General features: G+C 57.5%; 14 protein-coding genes. 6 read left to right on the forward strand and 8 right to left on the reverse strand.

Features of this window, described 5'->3' with window-relative positions; all coding sequences use genetic code 11:
- Positions 1–108 precede the first annotated feature (108 nt).
- From rlmD to ACVWXE_RS05810, 8 genes are all read right to left on the reverse strand, one after another.
- On the reverse strand, positions 109–1,503 hold the full coding sequence (gene rlmD, locus ACVWXE_RS05775) for a 23S rRNA (uracil(1939)-C(5))-methyltransferase RlmD (RefSeq protein ID WP_457489810.1): 1,395 nt from the start codon (positions 1,501–1,503) through the stop codon (positions 109–111).
- Between the two features lie 151 nt (positions 1,504–1,654).
- Positions 1,655–2,842 carry a GNAT family N-acetyltransferase gene (locus ACVWXE_RS05780; protein WP_414428191.1) on the reverse strand — a complete coding sequence of 396 codons (1,188 nt, stop codon included), beginning with the start codon at positions 2,840–2,842 and terminating at the stop codon, positions 1,655–1,657.
- Positions 2,843–3,071: 229 nt separating this feature from the next.
- A complete protein-coding gene (locus ACVWXE_RS05785) occupies positions 3,072–4,130 on the reverse strand; it encodes an ATP-grasp domain-containing protein (protein ID WP_414350608.1) in 1,059 nt (352 codons plus the stop codon).
- Between the two features lie 39 nt (positions 4,131–4,169).
- Positions 4,170–4,988 (reverse strand): alpha/beta hydrolase-fold protein, encoded by an 819-nt coding sequence (locus ACVWXE_RS05790; RefSeq protein ID WP_457489811.1) that lies wholly within the window; start codon positions 4,986–4,988, stop codon positions 4,170–4,172.
- A gap of 66 nt (positions 4,989–5,054) precedes the next feature.
- Positions 5,055–5,708 (reverse strand): LON peptidase substrate-binding domain-containing protein, encoded by a 654-nt coding sequence (locus tag ACVWXE_RS05795; protein WP_011432147.1) that lies wholly within the window; start codon positions 5,706–5,708, stop codon positions 5,055–5,057.
- A gap of 109 nt (positions 5,709–5,817) precedes the next feature.
- On the reverse strand, positions 5,818–6,324 hold the full coding sequence (gene ruvC, locus ACVWXE_RS05800) for a crossover junction endodeoxyribonuclease RuvC (protein WP_011432146.1): 507 nt from the start codon (positions 6,322–6,324) through the stop codon (positions 5,818–5,820).
- A 319-nt stretch (positions 6,325–6,643) separates the two neighbouring features.
- Complete coding sequence (gene pgsA, locus ACVWXE_RS05805) at positions 6,644–7,162, reverse strand: CDP-diacylglycerol--glycerol-3-phosphate 3-phosphatidyltransferase (protein WP_457384968.1); 519 nt, start codon at positions 7,160–7,162, stop codon at positions 6,644–6,646.
- 78 nt (positions 7,163–7,240) lie between these two features.
- Complete coding sequence (locus ACVWXE_RS05810) at positions 7,241–8,176, reverse strand: nucleoside hydrolase (protein WP_414382892.1); 936 nt, start codon at positions 8,174–8,176, stop codon at positions 7,241–7,243.
- Positions 8,177–8,297: 121 nt separating this feature from the next.
- On the opposite strand from ACVWXE_RS05810, the gene ACVWXE_RS05815 reads away from it, so the two are divergent.
- The 6 genes from ACVWXE_RS05815 to ACVWXE_RS05840 all read left to right on the forward strand — a co-directional run bounded on the left by ACVWXE_RS05815 (position 8,298) and on the right by ACVWXE_RS05840 (position 14,068).
- Entirely contained in the window at positions 8,298–9,302 is a 1,005-nt protein-coding gene (locus ACVWXE_RS05815) for a circadian clock protein KaiA (RefSeq protein ID WP_414343474.1), read from the forward strand.
- A gap of 2 nt (positions 9,303–9,304) precedes the next feature.
- A complete protein-coding gene (gene kaiB, locus ACVWXE_RS05820) occupies positions 9,305–9,607 on the forward strand; it encodes a circadian clock protein KaiB (RefSeq protein ID WP_011430723.1) in 303 nt (100 codons plus the stop codon).
- A 28-nt stretch (positions 9,608–9,635) separates the two neighbouring features.
- The gene (gene kaiC, locus ACVWXE_RS05825; RefSeq protein ID WP_011432142.1) at positions 9,636–11,261 is read left to right on the forward strand and encodes a circadian clock protein KaiC; all 1,626 of its coding nucleotides are present in this window, start codon (positions 9,636–9,638) and stop codon (positions 11,259–11,261) included.
- 180 nt (positions 11,262–11,441) lie between these two features.
- Entirely contained in the window at positions 11,442–12,599 is a 1,158-nt protein-coding gene (pilM, locus tag ACVWXE_RS05830; RefSeq protein WP_238376866.1) for a type IV pilus biogenesis protein PilM, read from the forward strand.
- 60 nt (positions 12,600–12,659) lie between these two features.
- A complete protein-coding gene (locus tag ACVWXE_RS05835; protein ID WP_457489812.1) occupies positions 12,660–13,367 on the forward strand; it encodes a PilN domain-containing protein in 708 nt (235 codons plus the stop codon).
- On the forward strand, positions 13,367–14,068 hold the full coding sequence (locus tag ACVWXE_RS05840) for a hypothetical protein (protein WP_457489813.1): 702 nt from the start codon (positions 13,367–13,369) through the stop codon (positions 14,066–14,068). Before ACVWXE_RS05835 ends, ACVWXE_RS05840 begins: the two co-directional genes overlap by 1 nt.
- Positions 14,069–14,208: the final 140 nt, after the last annotated feature.

Below are 14,208 nucleotides of genomic sequence, written 5' to 3' on the forward strand. Positions count from 1 at the left end.
CACATGGCCGGCACTGCGTTTTTAAAGGGCGTCGGCTACGGTCGGCGCTATCCTTCCCTGCCCTGAAGGACGGGGCTTGCCGCGCCTTTTGGTCAGGGTGCGTACTCTTCAAACTCGCTCCAAAAAGGCCACCCCCTCCACATGCCCGGTTTGGGGAAAGAAGTCAGCCGCCCGCCATTGGGTAAGGCAATAGGATCCCTCTGCCAGTAGGATCTGCAAGTCTCGCGCCAAAGTGGCAGGGTGACAGCTAATGTAGACGATGCGTGGTGGTCGTCGCAGCTTTAGGGTCTCGAGCACTTGGCGGTCGCAGCCGCGCCGCGGCGGATCCAGCACCACAATGTCGGCAGGGGGCAGGGTCGGCAAAACCTGTTCCACCGTGCCCTGGAAAAATTGGGCTGAGGCGATACCGTTGAACTGGGCATTGTAGCGGGCTTGGGCCACCGCTTCCGGCAAAGCTTCCACCCCCATCGCCCGTTTCGCCCGTTGCGCCAGCAGCAAGGTTAAGGTGCCGATGCCACAGTAGGCATCCAGGATGGTTTCCTCTCCCCGCAGGTTCAGTTGGTCGGCTATCCAGGTAAAAAAGGCTTCTGCTTGCTCTGTGTTGACCTGGAAGAAAGAGGTGCTGTCGATCCAGAGGGAAAAACCGGCAAATTCCTCCCGCAAAGACCCCCGACCGGCAATCACCTCAGTCTCCGGGCCGAAGATGGCATTGGTGCGGGCCGAGTTGAGATTGAGACAGACCCCCACCAGGTCAGGGTAGCGCTGCATCCAGCGTTCGGCCCAGCTTTCCAGATGGGGCAGGCGACGACTGCAACTGACCAAGGTCAGGAGCACCTCGCGGGTACGGCGACCGATGCGCAAACCCAAGTGGCGGAGATGACCTTGGTGACGACTTTCGTCGTAGACACTCCAGCCCGTTTCTTGGAGATCCCGCTTGATTTCCCTCAGGAACACATCCAGCCGCTCGTCTTGCACGGGGCATTGGTTGAGGTTCACCAAGCGGTGGCTGCCCCGTTGGTAGTAGCCCATGCGCAATGGCTGGCCCTCCGGTTTGGTTATGGGGTAGGTGACCTTGTTGCGATAGCGCAGCGGCTGCTGGGATCCCAAAATAGGGACAGGCTGCGGCAGAGTCAGACCGCCAATCCGCTCCAGTGCATCCCTGAGGATTTGCTGCTTGGTGGCCAATTGCTGGGCATAGCTGACATGTTGCCATTGGCAGCCACCACATTTGTCCGCCACAATGCAGGCTGGTCGCACCCGTTGGGGAGAGGGAGAAATCAGCGACCGAATTCGCCCGACCAAGTAGTTGCGCTTGATCTCGGTTATTTGGGCCACCACCTGATCCCCGGGCACCGCCTGGGACACAAACACCACTCGCCCTTGTCCAAGTCCTACCGTGTGGGCAATGCCATCTCCCTGGGGGGTCAGGGCCGTGATCTCCAACATCAAAAGATCCCCAGGTTTGACGGGATCAGGAAGGCCGGAAGGGATCGGATGTTCCATTAGGCTGTTTCGCCGAAATTCGAAATAACTATAACCATAGGTCAGGTCGTGTTGGCTGGAGTCAGCATTGCCGGAAAAAGCTGTAGCAAGGCAAAAAGCATGTCAGCCGCCAACTGCTTACGGGATTGAAAACCCCATCCAATGAAGTGGTTCACTCCTTGGTCAAAGCAGATAGAGAAGGCAAAACATCTTCTCGAAAAGGAACCTCGTTTTGATTCACGTTCTCCAGCTCGGCCAACATGAGAGGGTTAACCCGGTTCAGGTAGGGCACCAAAACCTGTTGCAGCCTTCGGCTATAGAAGCGGTGGTAGCTGTACACAGGCGTGGCCGGAAATCCCCGTCGAATCTTATGGGATCCCCCTGCGCCGGGATCAAAGTTGCGGATCCCTTCTCGGATGGCGAGGGCAATGGGCTCGTAGTAGCAAACGTTAAAGTGCAAAAACTTCACCTCCTCCCGACAACCCCAGTAGCGCCCGAACAGGCGATCTCCCTTACGAATACAAAAAGACATCCCCACAATTTCTGCATTCCGTTCCCCGGCCACCAGCACAACTCGCTCCCGATAGTTGGGATAGAGAGACTCGAAAAAGCGGCGATTGAGATATTTGCTCCAGTTCCAAAATTGGGCGCAGGTGTTGCTGTAAAAGTCGTACATGAGAGACAACAGGCGGGGCGTGATCTCCTCTCCTGTGTAAATCTTGAGTTCTAGGCCGCTTTTTTCCATTGCAGCCCGCTCTCGCTTGATGTTGCGCCGCTGGTTGGCATTGAACTGGCTCAAAAAGTCTTCGTAAGAGCGGTAGCCGGGGTTGTGCCACTGGTAGTTGTGGGTGATCCGGGGCGTAAATCCATCCGACTCCAATTGAGTCCGCCAGTCCAGATCTACATAAAGCAAGCTAAACACCGAAATATCCTTCTCTTGGCAAAACCGGTCAATGGCTGCCAGCATCAACGACCACACCTCTGCTTCCGAATACTCGGGATGGACGAGGATGCGATAGCCCGTGGCCGGGGTGAAGGGGGCCATGCCGATTAACTTCGGGTAGTAGCGTTCCCCCAATTGGCCGGCAACTGCAGCCCATTCTTGGTCAAAGACAAACTCCCCTTGACTGTGGCTTTTCAAATACAAGGGGGCAGCAGCAATCAACTGGCCGTCTGCCTCCACCAACAGGTGACAGGGCAGCCACCCTGTCCTGCGGCTGGCACAACCTGAGCTCTCTAGGCTGTGCAACCATTCGTATTCCAAAAAAGGAGAGGTGCGCTCCGTTTGCAAGGCGTGCCAGGCCCCTGCTGGGATCTCGCGAATATCGTGGCACCAGCGCCATTTCAACCCGGTTGACATTTGCCTGCTCGGATCAGACCAACCCGCCGTGCAATTGCCTCAGCTTGGCCGGGAAAAGGCCCCCAATGCTTCTGCCGACTCAACGCCGCCAAATGCAGCACCTAGCAGGATCCCTGCGCCTGCTTGATCACGTACCACCCTGAAACGGGGTCGGAAACCACGCTGCTGCTCCTTTGCCCGTCCACAACTTCTCCGGCGGAAAACCACACTTTTGGGTTCTGGTTTGATTTTAATCGGGATCCCTGGGCTCGTAGTAACGGTTGGCCAAATCCAGAGCCATCTGAAACTTCTGCTCGCGGGTGAGATCGGCCCGTCGGGCAATGTGGGCAAAGCGGTTGATATCTGGGGGCAGGAAGTCGAAAGGACGCTGTTCCCGCACGATGTCCAAGACCAAATCGCAAAGGGCCTGCTGGTAATCGTTGTAGAAGATCTCTCCCAAAGCCTTGAGCCGCCCATCGGGCACCGGATTGTTAAAGTCGATGGCCTGGAGCTCTCCCTGCTCGTCGATAAATAGCTCCACCGAGTTCATTTCATAGCCCAAAACTCGATTGATAATCCGACAGGTATTGATGACTTTCTGGCCCATTTCCGGCGTGAGAAATTCTGGATCGAACAGATACTCGCTAGCATCGAATTTACGAAAGATGTACTTAATCGGGATGATTTTTCGGCCAATGCAGAGGGCGCGAATCTGCCAAGGGTAAGGGGTTTTGACCTTCTCTTGGATCATCATCACCTGAGATCCAGAGCGGTCGTAAAAATAGAGGAGCTGCTCCATGTTGTGGGCTATTTCTACTCCAATGGCCTCTCGCCCCTCCGCCGGCTTAATCACAATTGGCCAGCCCAGATCTTCCGCCATCCCCTGCCAATCGAAAAACTTGTGATACTTAAAATCTTCTGCTTTCAATGCGGGGGCTTCTTTAGGGGGCAGAATGTAAGTTTTGGGGATGGAGATCCCCAGCTCTTTGACCACCATGTAGGCAGCATCTTTGTTGCGCAGGTAGTAATAAAAGCTAAAGGGGTTGTTGATGAGGTAAACCCCCCGAAAGGCAAAGCCCATGAATAGGCCGATGGCTTGGGGGTAAAGGTAGCTGAAGCGATCCAGGATCAAGCGATACTTGGTGCGGTAATCCAGGTTCACCTCATGAATGGTGACATGTTCGGCCCGGATCTTGTAAGTTTGGCCGTTGCGAGCTTGAACAGGGGGAAGTGCGTTGAGGCGAGCCAGAGTATCGTCCCCGAAAGGCTCGCTGAAGTGCAGGCTGCCAACCCAATAGTCTTCAATCATCAAAGCTCTCTCGTCAAAAGCTATTCCCTGCAAGGGATCCTACGCGAAGGCGCGGATTTGCGCTTGCCAAGTGGGCCAATCGTGATTCCCCTCCCATACCTCCAGTTGATGGGGGATGTTGTTGCGGCTAAGCACTTCTGCCAGGCGCAGATTGTCGCTGAGGCAGTGGTCGTGGCGAGCGGTGAGCAGCTTCAGCTCGGTGTTGCGCCCGCCCAAGTGATCCCAGAGTTGCCGGCTCATGTTGGACATATAGGCCAGCGGGTTGATGAAATACAGCTCCTGCTCTGCCCGTTGGGGATCCCAGCCGGTGATGGAGCCGAGAGCGGCCACATCGTAGGGCCCCCCCAGGGCCAAGCAACGGCGCACCAAGCCGGGATGCCGACAGGTGAGGTTGACAGCATGGGTAGCTCCCAGGGAAAACCCAGCCACCACCAGAAACTCATTTTGCGCCTCGGCCTTGGCGTAGGGGATCAGCTCTTCTACCCAGTGCTGCTCCAACAACAGCCAACGATCCCGACGTTGGGGCAAGTCCAGCTCGCGGTTGAAAAAGGTCTCCCAATCCAGGGTTTCCACGCAAAAAGCCTGCAAATAGCCCTGTTCCAGATGATGGCTGAGGCTGGCAATAATGCCGCGATCTTCCACGTCAAAAAAACGCCCGTTGCTGGTGGGCAGACAGATCAGCGGGTAGCCGTGATGCCCAAAGTGGAGCATCTCCATTTCCCGGCCCAAGATCTGAGAGGGAAAGCGCAAGTAGCGGCGAGCGTAGGCCATGAAAAACGGGGAAGGGATCCTCAAGAAATACCCAACCTTTCCGGGGGAAGCATTCTGCTCTGCCTGGTCGAGCAAGGCAAAGGGCACTCTCTGGAAAGGTCCACAAGAGCCACCAGAACAGATGGGAGCAGACCTGACCAACTGACAGGAACCTCAGGAAATTTCCGTGAACAGATCCTTGAGGGCCGTGCGGGCGGCCAAGTGCTTGCGGGTGGACTCGAGAATTTCGGCTTCCCGGCGCAGCCGCCTTTCGGTACTGACCATTTCCAGCAGAGCTTGCTGCTCTTGGGGGGCCCCATGGAAGTGGCTAGCCACCCAGTAGGACAGTTCTATGGGGGTGGTGGGGAGCTGCTCCGGCAACTGTGCATCCCGCTCCATTAGCTTGCCCGAGAGACGCACCACATCTTGAAGGAGAGTGGTAACCTGGCGCACCCAGCTCTGCAGGTCATCGGAAGGGGTGGTCGGCTCATCCTCAATCCATTCCACCAGCCCCACCCGGAAGGGTTTTTCCCGCACGTAATCCAAGACGCGGAAGCGCTGCTGCCCCAAGGTCAAAATGTCCATGCGGTCATCCGGCAATCGCTGCACCTGCAACACCTCAGCACAACAGCCCACCCGCACTGGGGATCCCGTCTGGGGATTGAACATCAGCACCCCAAAGCGGCGATCCGTCTCCAGAATGGTGTTGATCATCATGCGGTAGCGGTACTCGAAAATGTGCAGCGGCAGAGGTCGGCCCGGAAACAGCACCACCTCCGGCAAGGGAAACAGCGGTAGCTCGCGAACATCCACGGAAGAAGAAGGCATAGGGCTTGTGCTTCTTGCTGTACTGAGTCTAGCCCATCTTTATTGGCCAATCTTTATCTCTGCTAATTTATCTCTGCTAAAGGTAGGGGATTGACAGGGAGGGGATCCCTCAAGAGAAGCGGTGGTGCCAGACTGTGATGGCAATCGCCAAGGCATCGGCGGCATCATCCGGGCGGGGCAAGCTGGGCAGGTTGAGTTCCCGGGCCACGGCAGCTTGTACAGCCTGCTTGTCGGCGCGTCCGTAGCCTGTCAAACTTTGCTTGACTTGGGCGGGCGTAAACTCCACCGGCAACAGATGATGCTGGGCCAAGGTGAGCAGGATCACGCCACGGGCTTGGGCGATGGCAATGGTATTGCCCATTTTGTAGAAAAAAAGTTTTTCCAGCCCCACCTGATGCGGGCGCAGTTGGCGCAGCAACTGGCTCAAATCCTCGTGCAGCGTTTGCAGCCGCTCCGGCATCGAGTGTTGGCTGGGGGTGCTGATCACCCCATAATCCACAGGTTTCAACCCCGCAGATCCCGCCAGAATGCAACCAAAACCCATGGTTCCCAGACCTGGATCTAGGCCGAGGATGCGCTGCTCAGGTGGGGTGTCTGATACATTTACGCTGAACACTGCTGAACATCACTGTTCAACTATGCAGCGATAGCATTCTGTTTGTTTCCATTCGCGTTAGCGGGACGGAGTCCAAACAGAATGGCGGTATCCCGCAAAGCTTTGAGTAGAATACCCAAAGCGCAGTTTCCGTGTCGTCTTACTACCAATTTTCTGCTTTGCTTTGGCTACCATGTTGGCAGACTCGAAAGTAAACAGAAAGATCAACTGGTAGTAATCCGCACTGAACATATTATACATTATTTTCAGTATAGTTGAGCTTATTATTGACTAGAGTCATGCTCCTCTGTCGGCGAGGGGCGGGGGGATCTGACAAGGGCTATGGCCTGCCGGGTGACTGCGCATGATGGGGATGATCGGTGTGCAGGTAGGTCAGGCCCGAGATCAGGGTGAGAACCACCGCCACCCAAAAACAAGGGATCCCTCCCGGCCACCCCAAAATCAGCAAAGCAATGGCCAGGATTTGGGTTACCGTCTTGGCTTTGCCCCAGAAATTGGCACCGCGGATTTGGCTTTGGTTGACCCGCCAGCCGGCGATGGCCAGCTCCCGCCCCACCAGCAAAAACACGCCCCAAGCGGGGATCCGCCCCAGTTCCAGCAGGCCCAGCAGCGGCGCCAACACCAGCAGCTTATCCACCAGAGGATCCAAAAACTTGCCCATATCGGTTACCAAGCCATAACGGCGGGCCAAATGGCCATCCAGCCAATCGGTTGCTGCCGCCAGCAAAAAAGCCCAGAGGGCCAATCTCTCTCCCCAGGGGGACTGCAGGCTCAGGCCCAGCAAAACAAAAGGGATCCCTGCCAGCCGCAGCAGGGTGACGGCGGTGGGCAGGTTCACCCACTCCAGCTTGGCACGTTGGACGGCGCTGGGATTCTCCACCTTCGGATCTGGCCTCAAGGATCAGAACTATCAGAATTATCGGTAACGGCCCAGGCGCTCGGTGAGCAGGTGGTAAAACCCCTGGGCATCCACCCCAAAAGCCACCTGAACATTGGCGAGGCGACCACTGGATCCCCAGCGATCCACCACCGTCCGGCCCAGGTTCAAGGGGCTAGCCGTTTCCACCTCGACGTAGCAGGGCTTGAGCTCGAACAACTGCGGCTGTAACAGATAGGCAATCACACAAGGGTCGTGCAATGGCCCTCCCGGTAGCCCGTAGCGTTCTACGTCGACCTTACCGTAAAAGGTGAGCATATTGGCCACCGTCTGCCCAACGCGGGTGCCCAGGGCGCGGATGCGCTCAATCCGCTCCGGCGTGCTGAGGACCTGTTGGGTGACGTGCAAGCCCAGCATCACCACCTCCGGGATCCCGGCGCTGAGCACGATCTGGGCGGCGTGGGGATCGGTGAGGATGTTGAACTCGGCTGCCGGGGTAACATTCCCCTCAAAGGCGGATCCCCCCATAAACACCAGCCGCTGGATGCGCTCCACAATCCGAGGCTGCTGCACCAGGGCCACTGCCAAGTTGGTCATCGGGCCCAGCAAAGCCAAGGTAACCGGCTCAGGGGCAGCCATCAGCGTCTCGATGAGATAGGGCACTGCATGCTGGGATCCCAAAGGCATCTGGGGCTCCGGCAGATCCGCTCCGTCGATCCCGGTTTTGCCATGCACCTGCTCGGCGGTTTCCAGAGGGCGCAAGAGAGGTCGGGGACAGCCGGCATACACCCCCATCTGCGGCTGACCGGCCAATTCACAGATCTGTCGAGCATTGCGGCTGGTTTTGTCCAAGGAGACATTGCCAGCCACCGTGGTAATGCCCAGCAATTGCAGCTCTTCTGGCGACGCCATAGCCAGCAGCAGAGCCACCGCATCGTCTTGGCCAGGGTCACAGTCGATGATCAGGGGCACCATAGGGATCTCGGCAGCAGCTCACTCACCCCTAGTTTAGGTTTTTCTCCCGCTCTTTTCCTCTGGCCGGTGAGCGCGGATCCCGGTCAGATTTAAGATAGGAAATATATCTTCATCCTTTGTCTTGTTGCCTGACACCCATCCACTGCGCATCAACCTGTTGCTGGATTGGGAGCCGCCAGCAGGAGAGCCCCTAGCTTGCGAGGACTGGCTACCCCCTGAACGCTTTGTTGTCGAGTGTTTTCAGGATCAAGCTACCTTCCTAGAGGCTCTCAGGAGACAAGACGGCCATGTCGATTGCTTGGTGCTCCTGGTGGATCCCACTCGGCTGCAAGAGCTGCACGATCTGGGCAATCAGCTCTGCGCGTGGGGACTGCTGCTGCCGACGGTGTTGGCGATTGTGCTGGAAGAATCCCACCTGCAAAAGGAAACACCGGAGACGGAAGGAGAGATCCCTGCCACCTCATCTTTGGTGAAAGCATTGCTCAAGCGAGAGCAGTTTTTCTACCACAACGCCACCCTCGTCCGTCCCATTTCGCCACAGGAGCTGAAGGGGCAGGTGCGGGCCGACTGTACCGCTTCGGGATCCCCTTCCGTCTTGGAGCTGCTGGTGGATCGGGCCATCGCCTTGTTTCTGCAGATGTCTCCCACCTGCGGCCTCCCGCAGGGCCCAGCGCATCCCAGCGATCAGCCCTACCTGGCTTACAGCAACCAACAACAACGGCGGCTGGCGGAGAAATTGCGGGAACGGCTGGGCTACGCCGGAGTGTACTATCATCGTGACCCAGAGCTGTTTTACCGTCGCCTCCCGCCCCACGAGCAGCAAGCCCTCATGCGACGGCTGCGTAACCTTTACCAGGCAATCGTCTTGGACTATTTTCAATCTCCCGAGACCGTCAATGCCCGCATCGACGAGCTGGTGGCCTTGGCCTTTTTTGCCGATATCGGCGCTGCTCAACTGCTGGAGCTGCACATGAACTTGATGGAAGACTTTGCCAAACAATTGAAGCTGGAAGGCCGCAGCGAAGAGATCCTGCTGGATTACCGCCTTACCCTGATCGATGTGATGGCCCACCTGAGCGAAATGTACCGCCGCTCCATTCCCAAAACCGCTCCAAGGGATCCTTAGATATGTCCACTCGCAAAGCCTATGTTCTCAAGCTCTACGTGGCGGGCAACACCCCCAATTCTCTGCGTGCCCTCAGCACCTTGCAAGACATCTTGGAAAAGGAGTTCCGCGGCGTGTACAGCCTGAAGGTGATCGATGTCTTGAAAAATCCGCAACTGGCAGAGGAAGATAAGATCTTGGCAACGCCGACCTTGGCCAAAATCCTGCCGCCACCGGTGCGGAAGATTATTGGCGATCTGTCCAACCGCGAGAAAGTGCTCATCGGCCTGGATCTGCTCTACGAAGAATTGGACGAAGAGGCTTGAGACAGGCTGCAGGAGCAAGGAGAGTGGGATGAACCAGTCATTGGGGCCTTCTGAGCCAGAAAAGCCACAAGATAACACCGCAGAGGACTCCACCGAACCAACCCCAGACAACCACCGGGCGGATCTCTCAGAGCTGCGAGGGATCCCCAAAAAACAGACGGGCATTGAGGGCTTTGAAGACATCAGTCACGGTGGGCTACCCCTGGGACGCACCACCTTGGTCAGCGGCACCTCCGGCACCGGCAAAACCCTGTTTGCCATGCAGTTCCTTTACAACGGCATCGTGAAGTATCAAGAGCCGGGGATCTTCGTCACCTTTGAGGAAACCCCCGCCGATATCATTCGCAATGCCTCCAGCTTTGGCTGGGATCTGCAGGCCCTCATCGACAGGGGCCAACTGTTTATCCTGGATGCCTCCCCCGATCCCGAAGGCTATGAGGTGAGCGGCAACTTTGATTTGTCGGCCCTCATCGAGCGCATCCAGTACGCCATTCGCAAATACAAAGCCAAGCGGGTCTCCATCGACTCAGTGACAGCCATCTTTCAGCAATACGACCCTGCCGGTGTGGTGCGGCGGGAGCTGTTCCGCCTGACGGCCCGCCTCAAGCAGGCCAACGTCACCACCGTCATGACCACGGAGCGCACCGACGAGTACGGCCCCATCGCCCGCTACGGCGTAGAGGAATTCGTCTCCGATAACGTGGTGATCCTACGCAACATCCTGGAGGGAGAGAAACGGCGGCGCACCATCGAGATCTTGAAGCTGCGGGGCACCACCCACATGAAGGGGGAATATCCCTTCACCATCACCAACGACGGGATCAACATCTTCCCCTTGGGAGCCATGCAGCTGACGCAGCGCTCCTCCAACGTGCGGGTCTCCTCCGGCATCGAGAAGCTGGACGAAATGTGCGGCGGCGGCTTCTTCAAAGACTCGATTATTTTGGCCACCGGCGCCACCGGCACGGGCAAAACCTCGCTGGTGAGCAAATTCCTGGAGCGGGGCTGCCTGGATGGGGAACGCTGCATTCTCTTTGCCTACGAAGAGTCGCGGGCGCAGCTGTCCCGCAACGCCTCCTCCTGGGGCATTGACCTGGAAGAGTTCGAGCGGCAGGGCCTCCTCAAGATCATCTGCGCCTACCCAGAATCTGCCGGCCTGGAAGACCACCTGCAGAAGATCAAAACCGAGATGATGGCCTTCAAGCCCTCCCGCATGGCCATCGACTCCCTGTCAGCCCTGGCGCGGGGAGTGAGCCAAAATGCCTTCCGCCAGTTTGTAATCGGGGTAACTGGCCTGGCCAAGCAGGAGGAGATCACCGGCTTTTTCACCAACACCACCGACCAATTCATGGGATCCCATTCCATCACCGAATCCCATATTTCCACCATCACCGACACGATCATCCTGCTGCAATACGTGGAGATCCGCGGAGAAATGGCCCGCGCCCTCAACGTCTTCAAAATGCGGGGATCCTGGCACGACAAAGGGATCCGCGAGTACCTGATCTCCAATGCGGGCATTCAAATCCGCGATTCCTTCCGGGGCTACGAGCGCATCATCAGCGGATCCCCGACCCGCATCAATGTGGATGAGAAAAACGAGCTCTCCCGGATTGTGCAAAACGTCCAGGCCCTCGAGGAAGAAGGGTTGTGAGCGGTTACAACAGTTCCGTGAGTGGGCCCGGCAACAGACCCGTTGAGTCAAGCGAATTTCCAACACCGCTCAACACCGCGCAAGCCCTGCACTTGCGGCTGGCAGGGAGGGATCGGCCCAGACAAGGATTTCCCCGCGGCCAATGGCGAACAGTGGTAACCCACCTACAAATTGGGTAGTATGCCTCTAGCAGTAGCGCAAAGGGCGGGGTTTCCCGGTGTGTTTAGCTTTTTCGGTGGCTCCAAAACCCGAACCATGCTTGGGGTGGACATCAACCCCGAGCGCATCGCCGTTGCCCAACTGAAAAAGCAGGGCAATGGTCGCTATCGTCTGGCCCACTACCACAGCGTGGACATGCCAGAAGGGGCGATGGTCGAAGGACGCATCCTCGATCCGAGCACAGTTGGCTTGATCCTGATGAATTTGCTCAATGAAAACAAGGTACCCACCAACCTGCCGGCAGCCACAGCAGTGCCCGTAAGGGAGGCCATCGTTCGTCTCATTCGCCTGCCTGCCGACCTACCCGCCGATGAGCTGCGCCGGGTGGTTTTGGAGCAGGAGGCCGAACTTTACATTCCCTATCCGCGGGATCAGGCGGATGTCGACTACCAGCCCTTGGGTCTCGATCTTTCCCAGGATGGCATTGAGCGCATCGAAGTCTTGCTGGTGGCCATCCCCAAAGAGGTGGTGGACAACTACCTGGAGGTGCTGCAGGCAGCCAATTTGCAGGTGCGCTGTGTGGAGCTGGCCAGCTTCTCCCTCATTCGCACCATCCGCGATCAGCTAATCCAGTACGGCCCCCAAGAGGCCGTGTTGCTCAGCTCCATCGGCTACGACAGCAGCGAGATCAGCATTTTGGTGAACGGGATCCCGCAATTTACCCGCACCGTCAACATCGGCACCATCCACATGCGGCAGGTGCTGGCCCAATCCCTGAATCTGCCGCTTAGCCGCACCGGCGACCTGTTGCGAACTCTGAGGTTACCCTTGATCAACCCCACCGATATTTTGGCCACGGGAGAACAGCCAGCGCCCAGCAATCCCGGTGTAGCAGCAGTAACGCGCGTTGTCTCCGATTTGGCGGATGAACTGAAGCGCTCCATCGACTTCTTTACGAGCACAGAAAGCAGCTCGCCTGTGGTGAAAGTACTGCTGGCCGGAACTGGGGCAAGCATCGGCCAAATCGACGGCTTCTTATCTCAGTCGTTGAGCGTGGCGGTGGAGTTGGCGGATCCCTTTGGCAACATTGTCGTGCCGGATTCAGTGGAACTGCCCCTGGAGGAACGCCCAGCAATGGGAGTGGCCCTGGGGTTGGCGCTGCGGGAAGACACCAAGTAGCGGCAGCAGGCAGCGCAAGCTCGCCCAACCGATGGAATAGCGCACAAGGCGGTTAAAGAGATGTACACACCGGAGATCAATTTCCTCAAAGAAAGGCCGGATGTCCTCACCACAGCTCGAACAGGTGGGGGAGCAGTAGTCGCAGCTGAGGCTGCAGAGGGATCCCAGAATTGGATCCCGGCCATTGGCCTGGGGGTTGCTGTTGCTGCTGTAGCGATGGGAGCTTTTTGGTATTTCCAAGACAGCTTTTCCCGCCAGAGAGAAACCTTGAGGGCGGAGCGGGCTCGCCTTGACAGTGAGCTCAGCACAGCCAATGCTGAGTTGTCCCAGCTGCAGAATGCCAATCAAGAGCTGCAAACCATTCGCGCCCAAACGGAAGGGTTCCGCTCCTTTCTGAGATCCGTCCAGCCTTGGTCGGCCATCTTGGAAGAGCTGCGGCGCAAGATCCCCGGCCAGGGGGTATGGATAACCAACATCAGCGCTTCCGGGGATACCGTCAATATCCAAGGAGGGGCGCTGGACTTTCCCCTGGTGAACGACTTTTTGCTCACCCTGCTGGATTCCAACTTTGTTACCAGCGCCGTCCTGAACAGCAGCTCCCGGGTGGACGGCACAGACCTAACCGAGCCCAGCGTTACCTACGGCATAACCGTAACCATCCGTACCCTGGGGGATCCCGACCCAGAATTTACCCGCGAGCTGGAGCAGCGGGGAGCGATAGGCTTGGTTGAAAAGATCCGCATTTCGCGTCGAGTGGAGGCGAACTGATGACTGGATCGGTTGAAGGTTTTCCCGACGAACAACTGGTGGTTCCCCCGGCAGGGCCGCCGGTACTGCTGGGCGTGGAGCTGACCCCCATTCGAATTGGTCTTTTAATCGGGATCACAGGGCTAGGCGCGGCGGGGTTTCTGGCCTTCACCCAACTTCGCCCCTTGATCGAGGAGGTACAGGCTTTGGAAAGGGAGGTAGCCAACAAAACCACCCAGTTGCAGGACATAAAGAGCCAGATTGCCAGTTTGCAAGATGTGCCCAATCAGGTCGAGAGAGCTCGCGTGGAGCGGGAACAGATCAGTGCCCTGCTCTCCACCCCCGAGAATGCCGACACGCAACTGCTGGATCTCAACCGGCTGGTGCGAGGGCAGCCCAACAGCGAGCTGCGCAGCTTTAGCCCTTCTCCACTGACTCCAGCGTCTTCGGCCAATCCGGAAGTGCCTGGGATCATCGCTCCCGCCATCCAAGTGCAAACCACCCGCGTTGCTCTGCGTGGCCCCTATACGGAGCTGATCAATCTGATGGGAGATATAGAGCGTCTGCGCACATTGTTCCGGGTGAGCAACATCAGCTTAAATCCTGTTCAAGACACAGGGGAGCTGGACGCTGCTTTTGATTTGATTGCCTACATCTACAACAAGGACGTTCCGTTGGGCACTGCTCCTGCACCTGAAGGGCAAACGTCACCTGGTCAGTAGCCCAGCCATGCCTTGACTCAGGGGGGGATCCTGCCAGTGCGGGATCCCCTCTGGTTTTCAGAAGACGGGAACAACCGCCGGTTCAGCACGGATAGTGTTGCCGAATCGAAGATCTGGGAAAAATTTCTTCCGAAACGGCT

The sequence above is a fragment of the Thermostichus sp. MS-CIW-41 genome, assembly GCF_054058915.1.